This is a genomic window from Amycolatopsis sp. CFH S0740 (assembly GCF_004522315.1).
Taxonomy (GTDB): Bacteria; Actinomycetota; Actinomycetes; order Mycobacteriales; family Pseudonocardiaceae; genus Amycolatopsis; species Amycolatopsis nivea.
Genome location: NZ_SDLS01000003.1, coordinates 490,103 through 505,541, shown reverse-complemented (window position 1 = coordinate 505,541; position 15,439 = coordinate 490,103). Strand labels below are relative to the sequence as shown.

The 15,439-nt window shown below is 69.4% G+C and carries 17 protein-coding genes; 11 read left to right on the top strand and 6 right to left on the bottom strand.

Going from position 1 to position 15,439, the window contains the following annotated elements; all coding sequences use genetic code 11:
• Positions 1–99 precede the first annotated feature (99 nt).
• Positions 100–921, bottom strand: coding sequence for an LLM class F420-dependent oxidoreductase (locus EIZ45_RS08640; protein WP_043834768.1), 822 nt, complete (start codon positions 919–921; stop codon positions 100–102).
• Positions 922–983: 62 nt separating this feature from the next.
• On the opposite strand from EIZ45_RS08640, the gene EIZ45_RS08635 reads away from it, so the two are divergent.
• From EIZ45_RS08635 to EIZ45_RS08625, 3 genes are all read left to right on the top strand, one after another.
• Positions 984–1,898, top strand: a complete 915-nt coding sequence (locus tag EIZ45_RS08635; RefSeq protein ID WP_043834769.1) for an aldo/keto reductase — start codon at positions 984–986, stop codon at positions 1,896–1,898.
• A gap of 81 nt (positions 1,899–1,979) precedes the next feature.
• The gene (locus tag EIZ45_RS08630) at positions 1,980–2,870 is read left to right on the top strand and encodes an SDR family oxidoreductase (protein ID WP_134664376.1); all 891 of its coding nucleotides are present in this window, start codon (positions 1,980–1,982) and stop codon (positions 2,868–2,870) included.
• Between the two features lie 8 nt (positions 2,871–2,878).
• Positions 2,879–3,352: a pyridoxamine 5'-phosphate oxidase family protein gene (locus EIZ45_RS08625; RefSeq protein WP_134664374.1), complete on the top strand. Its 474-nt coding sequence runs from the start codon at positions 2,879–2,881 to the stop codon at positions 3,350–3,352.
• On the opposite strand, the gene EIZ45_RS08620 is transcribed toward EIZ45_RS08625, so the two are convergent.
• Positions 3,349–4,392 carry a zinc-binding dehydrogenase gene (locus EIZ45_RS08620; protein WP_134664372.1) on the bottom strand — a complete coding sequence of 348 codons (1,044 nt, stop codon included), beginning with the start codon at positions 4,390–4,392 and terminating at the stop codon, positions 3,349–3,351. The genes EIZ45_RS08625 and EIZ45_RS08620 overlap by 4 nt on opposite strands.
• A 69-nt stretch (positions 4,393–4,461) precedes the next feature.
• On the opposite strand from EIZ45_RS08620, the gene EIZ45_RS08615 reads away from it, so the two are divergent.
• The 4 genes from EIZ45_RS08615 (at position 4,462) to EIZ45_RS08600 (ending at position 8,626) form a co-directional block, all read left to right on the top strand.
• On the top strand, positions 4,462–5,229 hold the full coding sequence (locus tag EIZ45_RS08615) for a helix-turn-helix transcriptional regulator (RefSeq protein ID WP_167756375.1): 768 nt from the start codon (positions 4,462–4,464) through the stop codon (positions 5,227–5,229).
• Between the two features lie 75 nt (positions 5,230–5,304).
• Positions 5,305–6,774 carry an NAD(P)/FAD-dependent oxidoreductase gene (locus tag EIZ45_RS08610; RefSeq protein WP_134664368.1) on the top strand — a complete coding sequence of 490 codons (1,470 nt, stop codon included), beginning with the start codon at positions 5,305–5,307 and terminating at the stop codon, positions 6,772–6,774.
• Positions 6,771–7,631 carry a metal-dependent hydrolase gene (locus tag EIZ45_RS08605; protein ID WP_037808816.1) on the top strand — a complete coding sequence of 287 codons (861 nt, stop codon included), beginning with the start codon at positions 6,771–6,773 and terminating at the stop codon, positions 7,629–7,631. The genes EIZ45_RS08610 and EIZ45_RS08605 overlap by 4 nt, the downstream gene beginning before the upstream one ends.
• Positions 7,628–8,626 (top strand): PDR/VanB family oxidoreductase, encoded by a 999-nt coding sequence (locus EIZ45_RS08600; protein WP_134664366.1) that lies wholly within the window; start codon positions 7,628–7,630, stop codon positions 8,624–8,626. Before EIZ45_RS08605 ends, EIZ45_RS08600 begins: the two co-directional genes overlap by 4 nt.
• A gap of 50 nt (positions 8,627–8,676) precedes the next feature.
• On the opposite strand, the gene EIZ45_RS08595 is transcribed toward EIZ45_RS08600, so the two are convergent.
• Positions 8,677–8,952: a YciI family protein gene (locus EIZ45_RS08595; RefSeq protein ID WP_043834783.1), complete on the bottom strand. Its 276-nt coding sequence runs from the start codon at positions 8,950–8,952 to the stop codon at positions 8,677–8,679.
• A gap of 197 nt (positions 8,953–9,149) precedes the next feature.
• Between EIZ45_RS08595 and EIZ45_RS08590 the strand changes: the two genes are divergently transcribed.
• The 4 genes from EIZ45_RS08590 to EIZ45_RS08575 all read left to right on the top strand — a co-directional run bounded on the left by EIZ45_RS08590 (position 9,150) and on the right by EIZ45_RS08575 (position 12,386).
• A complete protein-coding gene (locus tag EIZ45_RS08590) occupies positions 9,150–9,725 on the top strand; it encodes a SigE family RNA polymerase sigma factor (RefSeq protein ID WP_051172562.1) in 576 nt (191 codons plus the stop codon).
• A 52-nt stretch (positions 9,726–9,777) separates the two neighbouring features.
• The gene (gene nagA / locus EIZ45_RS08585) at positions 9,778–10,968 is read left to right on the top strand and encodes an N-acetylglucosamine-6-phosphate deacetylase (protein WP_043834785.1); all 1,191 of its coding nucleotides are present in this window, start codon (positions 9,778–9,780) and stop codon (positions 10,966–10,968) included.
• A 32-nt stretch (positions 10,969–11,000) separates the two neighbouring features.
• Positions 11,001–11,540 carry a hypothetical protein gene (locus EIZ45_RS08580; protein ID WP_043834787.1) on the top strand — a complete coding sequence of 180 codons (540 nt, stop codon included), beginning with the start codon at positions 11,001–11,003 and terminating at the stop codon, positions 11,538–11,540.
• 141 nt (positions 11,541–11,681) lie between these two features.
• Complete coding sequence (locus tag EIZ45_RS08575) at positions 11,682–12,386, top strand: DedA family protein (RefSeq protein ID WP_037808826.1); 705 nt, start codon at positions 11,682–11,684, stop codon at positions 12,384–12,386.
• 63 nt (positions 12,387–12,449) lie between these two features.
• Here EIZ45_RS08575 and EIZ45_RS08570 read toward each other — a convergent pair whose 3' ends face one another.
• The 3 genes from EIZ45_RS08570 to EIZ45_RS08560 all read right to left on the bottom strand — a co-directional run bounded on the left by EIZ45_RS08570 (position 12,450) and on the right by EIZ45_RS08560 (position 15,432).
• Entirely contained in the window at positions 12,450–13,844 is a 1,395-nt protein-coding gene (locus EIZ45_RS08570; protein WP_134664363.1) for an FAD-binding oxidoreductase, read from the bottom strand.
• 50 nt (positions 13,845–13,894) lie between these two features.
• Positions 13,895–14,476, bottom strand: coding sequence for a bifunctional 2-polyprenyl-6-hydroxyphenol methylase/3-demethylubiquinol 3-O-methyltransferase UbiG (locus EIZ45_RS08565; RefSeq protein ID WP_037808830.1), 582 nt, complete (start codon positions 14,474–14,476; stop codon positions 13,895–13,897).
• Positions 14,477–14,550: 74 nt separating this feature from the next.
• Entirely contained in the window at positions 14,551–15,432 is an 882-nt protein-coding gene (locus EIZ45_RS08560; RefSeq protein WP_134664361.1) for an SDR family oxidoreductase, read from the bottom strand.
• Positions 15,433–15,439 lie beyond the last annotated feature (7 nt).

Genomic DNA, 15,439 nt, shown 5'->3' with positions numbered 1-15,439 from the left:
CCTCCTCGAGACGACTGGCTTCTACAGCGGCATCGTACGAGGTGGACCGGCCGGGGCGACCGGTCCTACCTCACACGAGACGAAACCGACTGGAGCGATTCAGAGCAGCTCCGCCGCGATTGCCCGGTAGGCAGGGAACGGATCGTCGTCCAGCGACTGCACGCTGACGTGCTCAGCCCCGGCGTCGAGGTGCGCCTGCAGGCCCTTGGCCAGGGCTTTTCCGTCGCCGTGGACGGCCAGCGCGTCGATCAGCCGGTCGCTGCCCTTCCCCGCGATGTCCTCCTCGGAGAAACCGTGCTTGAGCAGGTTCGCGGTGTAGTTGGACAGGCCGAGATAGAACTGCACCGTCTTGCGGCCGGTCTCGCGCGCCCGCTCCGGATCGGTGTCGAAGACGACCTTCTGCTCGGGGGCGAGCACGGCTCCAGCACCGAGGAGCTCCCGCGCGGCCCGGGTGTGCTCCGGAGTGGTCAGGTACGGGTGCGCGGCCGCGGTGCGGTCGCGGGCGAGTTCGAGCACCTTCGGGCCGAGTGCGGCCAGCGCGCGCGACTGCGTGGGCACCCCGGCCGCGTCGAGCGCGTCGAGGTAGTCGACCAGCGCCGCGTACGGCTTCTTGTACTCCTGCGTGTGCTCGCGGTGGCCCGCGCCGACGCCGAGCAGGAACCGTCCCGGGTGCTTGCCCTCGATGCGGTGAAACGCCCGCGCGATGTCCTCGGGCGCGTCGGCCCAGATGTTGACGATCCCGGTGGCGATCTTGATCCCCTCGGTCGCGGCCAGCAGCTCGTCGACGATCGCCAGGTCGCCGCCCGGAGACCCGCCGAGCCAGATCGTGCCGTAGCCCAGTTTCTCCACCTCGGCGGCGAACGCGCTGTCCACCGCGGTCGACATCCGCCACACGCCTAGCTTGCCCAGTTCGATAGCCATGTCCCGCCCAACGCGCGAGAACCCGGTTTTCCTCCCGTCCCGGCCGGATTAGGTTCGAAAGCATGACGAAGCTCGGCACCACGGAATTGGACATCCACGGCCTCAACCTCGGCTGCAACGTCTTCGGCAACACCGCGGACGAACCCACGTCATTCGCTGTTCTCGACGCGTACACCGCGGCCGGCGGCAACTTCCTCGACACCGCCAACACCTATGGCGGCGGGGGCGGTTCCGAAACGATCATCGGCAACTGGCTCGCCAAGCGCGGCCGCCGCGACGACATCGTCATCGCCACCAAGGTCGGCATGGGAGACCAGCGGCCTGGCCTCTCCGCGGAGAACATCGCCGCGGCCGTCGACGAATCGTTGCAGCGCCTGCGAACCGACCACATCGACCTGTACTACGCGCACAAGGACGATCTCGACACCCCGCTCGAAGAAACCCTCGGCGCGTTCGACCAGCTCGTCCGCGACGGCAAGGTCCGCTACATCGCGGCCTCCAACTACGAGCCGGACCGGCTCGCCTCCGCATTGTCCATTTCGGACCGGAACGGGCTCGCCCGATACGTTGCCCTGCAACCGCACTACAACCTGGTCGAGCGGGATTACGAGCGAGAGCTGGCCCCGCTCGTCGCCAAGGAGAACCTGGCGACGCTGCCGTATTTCGGACTGGCCAAGGGATTCCTCACCGGAAAGTACCGTTCGAAGGACGAACCGGGCGACTCGCCGCGTGCTCCGCGGGCGCTGGCCTACCTCGACGCCCGGGGTGAACGGGTGCTCGCCGCGCTGGACGAGGTGGCCGCCGCGCACCAGGCCTCGGTCGCCAGCGTCTCGCTCGCGTGGCTCCGCCAGCAGCCGACCGTCGCCGCGCCGATCGCCAGCGCGCGGACCCCGGAGCAGCTCGTTGACCTGCTCGCTTCGGTCGAGCTGACCCTGACCGACGCCGAACTCACCGCTTTGGGCGAAGCGTCGAACTGATACTTACCGAACAGTAGCTTACTGCGGGTAGGTTGTTGTACGGTGCCCTCCGGACAGGCAAAACCGGCTCAGGAGGGCACCGTGGCTCAGAAGCAGGTCGACGGCAAGGTCGTGCTCATCACCGGAGCCGCTCGCGGGATCGGAGCCGGCCTGGCCGAGCGGCTCGCCGCGCGCGGAGCCAAGGTCGCGCTCGTCGGGCTCGAGGCCGACGAACAGGAAGCGGTCGCCAAGCGGATCGGACCGAACGCGAAGTCCTGGGAAGCCGACGTGACCAGCTGGGACGACCTCGAGCGCGTCACCGAAGGCGTGGTCGAGCACTTCGGCGGCATCGACATCGTCATCGCCAACGCGGGCATCGCGACCGCCGGGTTCGTGCGTTCGGTGGACCGCACCGCGTTCGAGCGGGTGATCGAGGTCGACCTGCTCGGCGTGTGGCGCACGTTCCGCGTCACGATGCCGCACGTCATCGAACGCCGCGGCTACCTGCTCGGCATCTCCTCGCTCGCCGCGATCACGCACGCGCCGGGCATGGCGAACTACGCCGCCGCGAAGGCGGGCGTCGAAGCGTTCTGCAACAGCCTCCGCGCGGAGGTCGCGCACCTCGGCGTGAAGGTCGGCGTCGCGCACCCCACCTGGATCCGCACCGACCTGGTCGAAAGCGCCGACGCGCACCCGGTGTTCGGCAAGCTGCGCGCCGGGATGCCGGGTCTGCTCGGCAAGACCTACCCGCTGGACGTCGCGCTCGACGACCTGGAGGCCGGGATTCTGCGCCGCGCGCGGACGATCCACGTGCCACGCTGGGTCGGCGGCCTGAAGCTGCTGCGCTCGTTCCTGCCGCCGATCGTCGAACTCGGCGCGCGGACGCGGGTGCCTGCGGCGGACCGGGCCGCGCTGAAGGACGTCGAGGAGCGCGGCGCGTTCGAAGCGTCGGTCACCGGCCACGGCGGACGCGCGGCCACCAAGCGCAGCTGAGGAGCGTCATGTCCCGTCGCGACCAGATCCGGATGAAGCCGGACGAGGTGCAGGCCTACCTGGCCGAGCAGAAGGTCATCAACGTGGCCTCGGTCGGCCCGAACGGCAGGCCGCACCTCACCGCCCTCTGGTACTACCCGCACGAGGGCGGGGTCGCGACGTGGACATACGGCACCTCGCAGAAGGCGAAGAACCTGCGCCGGCTGCCCGAGGCGACCGTGCTGATCGAAAGCGGCGATTCGTACGACCAGCTGCGCGGGCTCTCGTTCGAGGCGGACGTCGCGTTCGTCGAGGACACCGAGCAGGTCACGGCGATGGGGATCGCGCTGATGATGCGCTACTCCGGGGCCGAACCGGGCGCGCCGGTGCCCGACGAGCTGCGGACCTTCATCGAACGGCAGGCGCCCAAGCGGGTCGGGCTGATCCTGCGTCCGACGAAGATCGCGAGCTGGGACCACTCGAAACTCGGCGGCGTCTACTAGGGCACGAGCGCGACGAAGCTCAGTCCGGAAGTGCCTTCCGCCAGGTCGAGAGCGGATTCCGGATCGTCGAGGCCCACCTTCAGGAGTTCGACGGCGGAGAGGTCCAGCGCGCCTGAGCGGACGAGGTTCCACACCGTCCGCACCGTCGCGTCGTCGCTCATCCAGGAGCCGCGCAGGGTGAGCCTGCGGTGCATGAATTCGCCGTACGGAATGGTCAGGTCTTGGCGTACGCCGCCGACGAGCACCAGGGTGCCGCGCACCCGAAGGCAGTCGTAGGCGGCCATCGTCGCTTCCGCCGTCGGGGTGGCACCGAGAGCGTCGAGGGCTACGTCCACCGGGCCGATCGCCGCTGCGTCCGTCGCCCGATCGCCGGTCAACTGGTGGGTGCGCACGCGCGGATCGAGTTCGGCTAGCCGGTCGAGCGCCACTTTGTTGCGGCCCACCGCCGTCACCGTCGCCGCGCCTTCCGCCAGCGCCAGCAGCACGGCCGCGCCGCCCATCTGACCGGTCGCACCGATCACCGCGACGTCGCGTCCGGCCAGCGGACCCGCGGTGTGCAGGCCGGCGGCGGCAACGCAGAGCCACGGCAGAAACGCCAGCCGCGCCGGGTCCGGGTAATTCTCGGCACCGGGCAGCTTGATCATCGTTTCCTTGGCGCACAACGCTTTCTCCGCGAAGGTGCCGTCATGCCACACCTCGTGCATGCGGTCCGTGCGCTCGTTGCGGCCAGACGCGCCGAGGCCGACCCAGCCGACCAGGATCTCGTCGCCGTCGCCCGCGTTGAGCAGCGCTGTGTCCAGCACGAAGTCGCCCGGCGCGACGTGGAAGACGTCCGGCGCGACGTCGGTCACGCGTCCGATGCACGAGGGGCCGAGGACCAGCGGGACCGGCAGGCCGCCGCGCCCGCCCGTCACCGCCGCCTTCGTGTAGGCCGGGACGTGCGCGGCGAGCACCTCCACGACGACGCCACCGCCCTGGAGAGCGGGTTCCGGCAGTTCAGAGAGACGCAGGCCTTGCGCGTCGACATTCCAAGCTCGCATACGACCCAGCCTCGCGCGTCGTTAAGCTGGTATCCAGAATCGCGTTATTCTGGTACTGGAGGTTCTAGAGTGAGCGTCGAACTGGGCACCTTCCTGCGCAGCCGCCGCGAGCGGATCGCCCCGGCCGACGCGGGCCTGCCGGTCACCGGACGCCGCCGCACGCCCGGATTGCGCCGCGAAGAACTGGCTCTGCTGGCCGGAATCAGCGCCACCTGGCTCACCTATCTCGAACAGGGCCGCGACGTCCGTCCTTCCGACCAGGTGCTCGACGCCCTGGCCCGGGCGCTGCGGCTGACCAGCGCCGAGCAGGAACACCTGCGCCGTCTCGCCGACGGCGGAGCCACCGCCGAGGACGCGCCCGAGGAAGCCGCGCCCGAGGTCGCGGGCGTCCCGGCGATGCTGGGCGACAACCCCGCGTACGTCACCGGCATCTGCTACGACCTGCTCGCGTACAACGACGCCGCCGCGGAGCTGTTCCGGAACATCGAGCCGGGCGCGAACGTCGTCCGCTGGATGTTCACCGAGCCCGCCGCCCGGGAGGTCCTGGTCGACTGGGAGCAGGAGGCGCGCAACATCCTGGCCCGGCTGCGCGCGATCGCCGGACGGCATCCCGACCACCCGCGGGTGACCCGGCTGGTGGCCGAGTTGACCGAGGCGAGCCCCGAGGTGCGCGAGTGGTGGCCGCACTACGAAATCCAGTTCAGCCACGCAGGTCAGAAGCGCTTTCGGCATCCAACGCTCGGCGTGGTGACGGCGACGCACGCCGCGTTCCACGTGGCCGAGCGTCCGGAGCAGACGCTGGTGGTCTATCGGCTGCCGAGTGGTACTGACGAGTAGGAAGTATTTTGAAGTAACTGTTACCTGAGGTAACATCAACGCTGCCAGACCCCCAGCGCAGCGGAGGCCGACAAGATGACCGAGCGGTTCAAGGCCGTGATCGTGGGCACCGGGTTTTCCGGGCTCGGCCAGGCGATCCAGCTCGAAAAAGCGGGCATCCGGGACTACGTGATCCTGGAGAAGGCCGACGAGGTCGGCGGCACCTGGCGGGACAACTCGTACCCGGGCTGCGCGTGCGACGTGCAGTCGCACATGTATTCGTTCTCCTACGCGCAGAACCCGGACTGGAGCCGGTCGTTCTCGCCGCAGCCGGAGATCTTCGACTACCTCAAGGGCGTCGCCGACAAGTACCGGTTGCGGGACAAGATCCGGTTCGGCACCGAGATCACCGGCGCGCACTGGGACGAGGGCGAACGCCGCTGGACGGTGGAAACCAAGGGCGGCACCGAGTTTTCCGCGCAGTTCCTCGTCGCCGGCGTCGGCGGACTGCACATCCCGCAGATCCCGAAACTGCCCGGCATCGCCAAGTTCAAGGGCCAGACCTGGCATTCGGCGCAGTGGAACCACGAGTTCGACCTGGCGGGCAAGCGGGTCGCGGTGATCGGCACCGGCGCGAGCGCGGTGCAGTTCGTGCCGAAGATCGCGCCCGAGGTCGGCGAATTGACGCTGTTCCAGCGCACCCCGCCGTGGATCATGCCGAAGCCGGACCACGCGATGCCGGGCTGGGCCAGGCAGTTGTTCAAGCGCGTTCCGGGCACGCAGCGGCTGTACCGCAACGCGTTGTACTGGATGCTCGAATCCCGCGCGATCGGGTTCAACGGGCACCCGAAACTCATGCAGGCCGCCGAAATTCTCGCGCGCAGGCACATCGCGAAGGGCATCAAAAACCCCGCGCTGCGCCGGAAAGTCACGCCCGACTACACGATGGGCTGCAAACGCGTCCTGCTGTCGAATGACTACTTCCCCGCGCTGGATCGGCCGAACGTCGATGTCGTCACCGACGGCGTCGCCGAGGTCCGCGCGCACAGCATCGTCGACACCGCCGGGGTCGAGCACGAGGTCGACGCGATCATCTACGGCACCGGCTTCAAGGTGACCGACGCGCTGGAGTACCTCGACATCACCGGCGTCGGCGGCCGCGATCTCGCGAAAACCTGGGCCACCGAAGGGATCCAGACGCACAAGGGGATCACCGTGTCCGGGTTCCCCAACCTGTTCTTCCTGCTCGGCCCGAACACCGCGCTCGGCCACAACTCCGTGGTGTTCATGATCGAATCGCAGTCCCGCTACGTGGTCGACGCGATCCGGCTGGCCGATTCCCGCGGCGCGGCGGCACTCGACGTGCGGCCGTCGGTGCAGGACGAATTCCAGGAACAGATCCAGGACAAGCTCGTCAAGGGCGTGTGGACCCAGGGCGGCTGCAAGAGCTGGTACCTCGACGCGAAGGGCGTCAACCGGACCATCTGGCCGGGCTTCACCTGGCGGTACTGGCTGGAGACGCGGCGCGTCGAGCCGAGCGATTACGAGCTGAGCGGCCGGTCATGAGTGCCGACCACGAACAGATCGTGCTCCACGCGCGCGACGTGGAGTTCGACTGGTCGAAGCTGCCGATGCACTGGATTCCCGGGCAGCCGCAGGCCACGCACAGCATCAACGTGCTGCACCTGGCGCTGCCCGAGGGCGAACGCTGGTTCGTCGAGGTGTTCAAGCAGGCCGTCCCGCTGATCCGCGACGAGCGGCTCAAGGAGGACGTGCTCGGGTTCATCGGCCAGGAGGCGATGCACGCCGTTGCGCACGACGGCGCGGCCGAACACCTGGAGTCCGCCGGGGTTTCCGTGCGGCCCTACATCGCGCAGATGGAGTGGATGTTCCGGCGGCTGCTCGGCGACCGGCCCGGATCGAGCCGGGAATGGCTGATCGAACGGCTCGCGCTGGTCGCGGCGATCGAGCACTACACGGCGTTTCTCGGCCAATGGATCCTCGACGCGAAGGAACTCGACGCGGCCGGCGCGGACGAGACGATGCTGGATCTCCTTCGCTGGCACGGCGCGGAGGAGGTCGAGCACCGGTCGGTGGCTTACGACCTGTTCTGTCACCTCGACGGCCGCTACGGTCGCCGAGTGCGTTCGATGCTCGTGGTGACGCCGGTGCTGGCGTGGATTTTCTTGCGCGGCACCCGGTTCCTGATGAAGAACGACCCGACGCGTCCCGGCCGCACCAGCTGGCGGGCCTACCGGCGCGCCGCCCGGCAAGGCTTCTTGCCCGGACCCCGCGAGCTGCTGCACGAGATCCGGCCGTACTTCCGGAAGTCCTATCACCCCACCGAAACCGGCAACACCGACCAGGCGGTGGCGTACCTGGCGAGTTCGCCCGCGGCCAAGGCCGCCGACGCTCCGCGATGACCGCACCGCAGTTCCCGCCAAGACTCGACGGCAGCGGCAGGCGCGACCGGCTGATGTCCACTTTGGTCGCGGTCGGCGCGGCTTATCGAAGGCTGGCCGAGGTTTCCGGCCGGCGACGTCCGCCGGTGCAAGAGGTCGACCGTCGGCTGCCGTTGGTCGTCGACGCCGTGCGCGCCGAAGCCGACGGCGTGGTGAGTCTTCGGCTCGTACGACCGGACTCGACACCGCTGCCCGCGTGGCGTCCCGGCGCGCATATCGATCTCATCCTGCCTTCCGGAACGGTGCGGCAGTATTCGCTGTGCGGTTCGCCTTCGGACCTGTCGCACTACCGGATTGCCGTGCGGCACATCGGTTCCGCGTCCGCCGAGGTGCACGCGCTCACCGCCGGAACCCGCGTCACCGTGCGCGGGCCGCGCAATGCTTTTCCGTTCGTCGCCGCACCCGCGTATCACTTCGTGGCGGGCGGAATCGGGATCACGCCGATCCTGCCGATGGTGCGCCGCGCGGAGGAGATCGGTGCCGATTGGCGGCTGGTTTACACCGGCCGTTCTCGTGAATCGATGCCGTTCCTCGACGAGCTTCCCGCCGAGCGAGTGCGGGTCCGGCCGGACACGGAGTTCGGCATCCCGGCGTCCGGCGCGGAACTGCTGGAGGAAATGCCCGAGGGCGCGTCGGTGTACTGCTGCGGCCCGGTGCCGATGATCGCCGGCGTCCGCGTCGACCTGGCCCGCACGGGCGCGACCGCGGTCTGCTTCGAACGGTTCTCGCCGCCGCCGATCGTGGACGGCGAACCGTTCCGCGTGGTGCTGCGGCGCAGCGGCCGTACCCTCGACGTGCCTGCCGACCGCTCCACGCTCGACGTGGTGCGCGAGGTGCTGCCGGACGTGCCGTACTCGTGTCGCCAGGGCTTCTGCGGCACCTGCGAGGTAGCGGCCGAAGACGGCGGGCGCGTGCGGATCTGCGTCGACCGCGGGCCCGCCGTCCTGGAACTGTAGGTGTCGTGAGTGTTTATGCCGGTTAGAACCGGCATAAACACTCACGACCCCTACTGGACCCAGGCCCCCAGCAGCGGCTTGAACTCGCGCACTGTCCGCTCCGCCACCACACCCTCAAGCGCGTACGGGTCGTTGTCGATCAGCTCGGCCAGCGCCGCCTCGTCCTCGGCCTGCCAGAGCACCAGCCCGCCGGAGTTGTCGGCGAGCGGACCGGCCACCGCGACGCGGCCTGCCTCGACGTGCTCTTTCAGGTAGTCCCGGTGCCGCGGCCGGACGTCGGCCAGCTTCTCCTGGACATAGCGGATTTCGACGAGGTACCAGGCCATGCGCTTACTCCTGGGGTGAGCACGACAGTGACGCCGCAGACGCTACCGGTGACAGCCGGGCGGACGCACCATGCGAGCGGTGGCAGCGGCAGGCCAACCCGATAGGCTAGGCGCGGGCGGAACCTGTGTGCACGCTGTGCCTATCGCGCACGCGTTGGGGCCTGCGGAGCGGACACGTCGAGGACAGGCGGGGATACATGCTGGAGGGGAACGCGGAACGCAGCGTCGAGGCGACCCTCGGCCACCTGCGGACCATGGACGGGCCGGTCCCGGCGCAGCCGCCGACCGCCCCGTTGAACCTGGAAGACCTCTACCGGCAGCACCGGATGCGGCTGGTCCGGCTGGCCATCCTGCTGGTCGACGAGCCTGCCACGGCCGAGGACGTCGTGCAGGAGGCGTTCACCGGCCTGCACCGCAACTGGGGCAGGCTGCGCGACGCCGCCGCGGCCGTCGGCTACCTGCGCACCGCGGTGGTCAACGGATCGCGCAGCGTGCTGCGCCGGCGCAAGACCGCCCGCGAGTACGTGCCCCCGCACGCGGTGAACGCCCGGTCCGCGGAAAGCCTCGCGATGCTCTCCAGCGAGCACCAGGCCGTGGTCAACGCCCTGTCGAAGCTTCCGCCGCGCCAGCGCGAGGTGCTCGTGCTGCGCTACTACGGCGGGCTGAGCGAAGCGGAGATTTCGGAAGCCGCGGGCATTTCGAAGGGCACCGTGAAGTCAACCGCCAGCCGGGCGCTGGAAGCGTTGCAGAAGGCAATGCAGCCGCCTCAGTGACCTGGGCGGACCAATCTCGCGCTGGTCGACCCTCCTTGGTCCAGACCAATATATGCTGGACCGCGTGAAGCACCCCGGAGACTTCGTCATCACGGGCGGCCGCGTCGTGGCCCCGGACCGCGTACTCGACGACGGCTGGCTCGCCGTGTCCGGCGGACAGATCGCCGCGGTAGGCACCGGAACGCCCCCGAGCAGCCCGGACGCCGCCACGGTCGACGTCGCCGGGGCGCTGGTCGTGCCCGGTTTCGTGGACACCCATTGCCACGGCGGCGGCGGCGCGTCGTTCTCGACGCTCGACCCGGACGAGATCCGCACCGCGGTCCGCGCGCACCGGCGGCACGGCACCACCACCATGCTCGCGAGCCTGGTCTCCGACCCGATCGACCTGCTCACCGAACAGATCGCCGCGCTGCGCGAACTCGTGCAGGAGGGCGACCTCGCGGGCATCCACCTTGAGGGCCCGTTCATCTCGCGCGCCCGCTGCGGCGCCCACGATCCGGACACTCTGCGCGAACCGGACACCGGCACTGTCGAGAAGCTGCTGCGTGCCGGGCACGGCGCCATCCGGATGGTCACGCTCGCGCCCGAGCTGCACGGCGGCGTCAAGGCGGTCCGGCAGCTCGCCGAGTCCGGTGTGATCGCCGCGATCGGCCACACCGACGGGGTCGCCGACCAGCTGGTTCCGGCCATCGACGCCGGCGCGACGGTCGCCACCCACCTGTTCAACGGCATGCGCCCGCTGCACCACCGCGAGCCGGGCCCGGTCGGCGTGCTGCTCGACGACGAGCGCGTGACGGTCGAGCTGATCTGCGACTTGGTCCACCTGCACCCGACGGTCGTGCGGCTGGCCGCGCAGCACGCGGGCCGTGGCCGGACGGTGCTGATCACCGACGCCATGTCGGCCACCGACGCCGCTGACGGCCGCTACACGCTGGGCAGGTTGGAGGTCGACGTCCATGACGGCGTCGCCACCCTGGACAACGGTTCGCTGGCCGGAAGCACGCTGACCATGGACAACGCCTTCCGCAACCTGGTGAAGGGTGCGAAACTCGACGTACTGGACGCCGTCCGGGCGACGTCGGCGCGACCGGCCGAACTGCTCGGCATCGCCGACCGCACCGGCGCACTGCGCCCCGGCCTCGCCGCGGACGCCGTGATCCTGGACGACGACCTGCGCCCGTCCCGGGTACTGCACCGGGGCGAATGGGTGGCCGAGGCGGGCCGGGCTACCTTGAGTACGTGACGAGCTAGCACTTCGACAGGCGGACGGAGCGGATGAGCGAGCCGAAAGACCCGGAACGGTTACTGGCCGACGCGCTGCGTGCACAAGCCGTCTTCGCTCCGCACGTCCTGCCGAATCCAGCGGAAGACCAGGCCGGTTCGGAAGCTTCGGGTGCCGGCTCGGTCCAGCCCGGTGCTTCCGGCACGGGCTCGTTCAGCGCGGCAGGCGGTCCCGGCATCTCCGGCCCCGGCACCGCCGGAACCGGTTCGTTCGGTGCCGCTCCGGCGTCGGGCACCGGCTCGTTCGGCGCCTCGGCCCCGACCGGCCCGACCACCGAACTGCCGCCCAACTACGGCCTGCTGTCCGGCGCGGGTGCCGACTCGCTCGCCCGCGAACGCGCCGCCCTCGACGCGGCCGACACCTCGCCCGGCACCACCGGCTCGATCCCGCCGGTCGGGTCCGCCGACGCGACCGTCCGCCGCCCCGCCCAGGCGGCGCAGAACGGCCCGCTGCCCGCGCACTGGGTCCTGCTGCTGGCGGTGCTGCTCGGCCTCGCCGCCGGGTCCGTCATCGGCCTGCTGACGCTGATCTGAGCCCCGCCGCGCCCTCGGTTGCCCGGACGGCCACTGCCGCGGGGCACTCGCGGGCCAAGTTCTTAACCCCGATCCCACACCGATGACCTGCGATTCCTTGCCCGATGAGGCCACCCTGAGTCACCCTGTACCGTTTTCGGTGTGATTCTCGCCCAGAACACAGTGACCACCATGTCCCTGCTGCCGTCGTGGCTGGACCCGCAGCATCTGCTGAACGGGCTGACGGCCCCCGTGATCGCCGTGCTGTGCTTGATCATCTTCATCGAGAGCAGCATCTTCCCGGTCCTTCCCGGCGACTCGCTGCTCTTCACCGCGGGCCTGTTCATCGCCAACGGCACGCTGAAGGCTCCGCTGTGGCTGGTGTGCGTGCTGGTCACGGTCGCCGCGCTGCTGGGCAACGTCGTCGGGTACTACCTCGGCTACTTCGTCGGGCCGAAGCTGTTCAGCAGGCCGGACTCGAAGTTCTTCAAGCAGGAGTACGTCGACAAGACGCACACCTTCCTGGAGAAGCACGGTCCGAAGGCCGTCGTGCTGGCCCGGTTCGTGCCGTTCGTGCGGACGTTCATCACCTGGATCGCCGGCATCGGCCGGATGGACCCGAAGCGCTACTTCACGTACACGGTCATCGGCGGCATCCTGTGGGCCGCGGGCATCACCGTGCTGGGGTCGCTGCTGGGCAACATCGGCTTCATCCGGGACAACGTCGACGCGATCTTCGTCCTCATCGTGCTGGTGTCGGTGGTGCCGATCGCCATCGAGTACCTGAAGAGCCGCCGCGAGAAGAAGGCCCGTCCGGCCGACGGTTCGGCCGACGTCACGCAGCAGATCCCGCGCGTGCGCGACTGATTCCTGGTTTTACGACGAAGCGGCGTCCGGACTTTCCCGGACGCCGCTTCGCTGTTTCGGGGTTCAGTCGGTCATCGAGAACATCGAGCCCGGGTTGAAGAGGTTTTCCGGGTCGAGGGCCTGCTTGATCTGCCGGTGCACGCGGATCCCGACCGGGCCGATTTCGCGAGCGAGCCATTCGCGCTTGATCTTGCCGACGCCGTGTTCGCCGGTCACCGTGCCGCCGAGCGACAGGCCGACTTCGAGGATCTCGTCGAACGCCTGCTGGGCGCGCGCGAATTCGTCCTCGGAATCGGGCGCGTACACGATGGTCGGGTGCATGTTCCCGTCCCCGGCGTGGCCGACGACGGCGATCTTGAGCCCGACTTTTTCGCTGATCCGTTCGCAGCCGCGGATCAGCTCGGCGATCCGGGTGCGGGGCACGCTGACGTCGTCGGTGAGCCAGACGCCGTAGGTCTCCAGCGCGGTCAGCACGACGCGACGGGCCTGCAGCAGCATCTTGCCCTCTTCGAGGTCGTCCGTGGCGTAGACCAGGTCCGCGCCGCAGTCGGTGCAGATCTGCTCGAGCAGGGCCAGTTCGCGGCGAGCCGCCTCGCCGCCCGCGTCGGACTGGCCGAGCAGCAGGGCCTGACAGTCCGAGCCCGCGCCGAGGTCGGTGTTGAGGTAGGTCTCGGACGCCTTGATCGACGCCGCGTCCATGATCTCCAGCAGCGACGGCACCAGCCCCTCGCGCACCGCCCGCGCGACCGCTTCGCCGGCCGCCTCGGTGGTGTTGAACCCGGCGACAAAAGTGGCCGGGGCCTGCGGAAGCGGCCGCAGCGAGACGGTCGCCTGGGTGATGACGCCGAGCGTGCCTTCGCTGCCGATGAACAGCTTGGTGAGGTCGTAGCCCGCGACGCCCTTGACCGTGCGGCGGCCGGTTTTCAGCAGCGATCCGTCCGCGAGCACCACCTCGAGGCCGAGCACCGAATCGGTGGTCACGCCGTACTTCACGCAGCAGAGGCCGCCGGCGTTGGTGGAGAGGTTGCCGCCGATGGTGCACCAGTCGTAGCTGGACGGGTCGGGCGGATAGAACAGGCCGTGCTTCTCGACAGCGGACCGGAAGTCGAGGTTAACGACGCCCGGCTGCACGACGGCGAGCCGGTTGCCCGCGTCGACCTCGACGATCTCGTTCAGTTTCACCAGCGAAAGCACGACACAGCCGTCGATGGCGTTAGCCGCGCCGGAAAGCCCGCTGCCCGCCCCGCGCGGCACGATGGGGACTCTCGCTTCGGCACAGGCACGGACCGTCGCCTGCACTCCCGCGGTATCCGCCGGAAGCACTACCGCCAACGGTTTTCCCGAGGGAGCGAGCGGCATCATGTCGCGCGCGTAGGCGTCGGTGACGTCAGCGTCGGTGAGCACCGCGGCCGGGCCGAGGTCGTCCCGAAGCCGCTGGAGGAGGGCGTCGTTGCTCATCTCCGCATGGTAAACCGGGATCTCCGCAGTGCGGAATATTAATTCCGATATTAGCTGGTCCGCTGCGCGCGGAGCACGGTGTCACGGGTGTGCGCGGTGCCCGGCGGAGCGGGTTTTACCCGCGGCCGGCTCTCGTTGACGAGGACGGTCCACTCGTCCCCGAGAGCCCGCGCGATGTCGTCCGGCTGGCAGTAACCGGCGTGCTCGGGCGACAGGTCGCGCGGATCGTGACTGGCGAAAAGGAAAGTCCCGCCGGGCGCGACGGCGTCGAGCAGTTTCCGCAGCACCCCGTCGTCCTGGCGAAGCGGGAAATACTGGACGCTGACCAGGTCGAACGCCCTCGCCGGAACCGGACTCGCGGCCAGATCCGAACACACCCAAGCGATCCCGGCGTTAGCCGCGGCCGCCCGTTGCAACGCGGTGCGCGAGATGTCGAGCGCCGTCACCTGCCATCCGCGCGCGGCCAGCCACCGCGCATCAGCCCCCTCGCCGCACCCGACATCCAACGCCTGCCCCGGCGGCAACCCCTCGACCTCGGTGACGAGCACCCCGTTGGGCTCGCCGCTGAACACCTGCTCACGGCTGCGGTAGAGGTCTTCCCAGAACTGCGCGGTCTCCCCGGACGGAACCATTTTCGTTGCCACCTCCGCCGTTCACGATTCCGCTGACCGCGCTGAACGACAAGGTTCTTTGCCGGAACCGCAAATCAGCTCCGGATGTTCTCCAGGTCCGCCAGCAGACCGGGATGCGTCGGAACCCAGCCAAGTGCCTGCTGCGTGTGCGTGCTGGACGCTGGCTGATCGATCGCGAACAGCGGACCGAGCGTGCCGTACGTTTCCTCCGGGACCGATTCGACCGGAAGCCCCAGCCGCCGTCCGATCACTTCCGCGATGCCAGCGACCGCAACCCCTTCGTCGGCGACCGCGTGCCAGGCCGTTCCCGGTTCAGCCTTCTCCAACGCGAGCCGGAAAAGAACCGCCGCGTCGAGCGCGTGCACCGCCGGCCACCGCTGCGTGCCGTCGCCCGGATAACCGGAGACTCCCGTTTGCCGGGCGATGGTGGTCAACAGACCGGCGAACCCGCCCTTCCCGTCGTTGTGCACGGTGCGCGGCAGCCGGATCGCGGACGTCCGGACCCCACGATCCGCGAACCCCAGCACCTCGGTGACCGTGCGCCCCCTCCCGCCGACGGGCCCGTCAGTCGACAGCGGATCGGACTCGGTCGACGCGCGCCCCGGCACATACGGCGTCCCGGAAACCGTGACCAACGGCCGATCGCTTCCGACGAGCACCTCAGCCTGTGCCTTGAGCGCCGCCGTTTCCTCGGCGACCGCGTGCGCGAGGGCTTCGGCGCTGTTGAACGCATTGGCGAAGGCGAGGTGAATCACCCCGTCCGCTTTGGCCGCAGCCTCGCGAATGACGTCCAGATCAGCCAGCGCACCCCGCACCGGCTCAGCACCCGCCTTCTCAGCCGCCGCGGCAGAGTCGTCGGACCGAGCGAGCGCGACGACGGAATGCCCGCTGCCCAGCAGTTCGGCGACGACCGCGGAGCCGACCAACCCGGTCGCTCCGGTGACGAACACGCGCATGGATTTC